The following is a 337-nucleotide window of genomic DNA, read 5'->3' on the forward strand; positions in this document are numbered from 1 at the left end:
GGCGTGCGGTGCATCGTTAGCAAGGAGGACGAACTCAGCAATTTGCTGCCCGCTGTTCAGCATGCACACAATAATAGCCAGCACTTTTCCCCACGTATCGAAGCACTGATCAAAACCGCCGGCTATGGCAGAAGGGGGCTACGGGCATTAACGGGGCGTGAGGTGTACGTAGTCAGGCTGTATCTGTCTGGCCTAACAATCAATGAAATCGCACAACGTCTAAACCGCAGCAAGAAGACCATCAGTTCGCAAAAGGTCGCTGCCATGTACAAACTGGGATTGCGCTGCGATATTGAACTCTTACGCTATGGAATGGAAGCAGGTTTGACGGACGCGT

At 52.2% G+C, this 337-nt stretch carries 1 protein-coding gene; it reads left to right on the forward strand.

Annotated features, from left to right (window positions below):
* Nucleotides 1-337 (forward strand): LuxR C-terminal-related transcriptional regulator (locus tag KDH83_RS32095; RefSeq protein ID WP_212323255.1); only part of this gene is annotated, 337 nt, incomplete at both ends.

This window comes from Achromobacter sp. Marseille-Q0513, from assembly GCF_018195695.1.
In the GTDB taxonomy this organism is placed as follows: Bacteria; Pseudomonadota; Gammaproteobacteria; order Burkholderiales; family Burkholderiaceae_B; genus Achromobacter.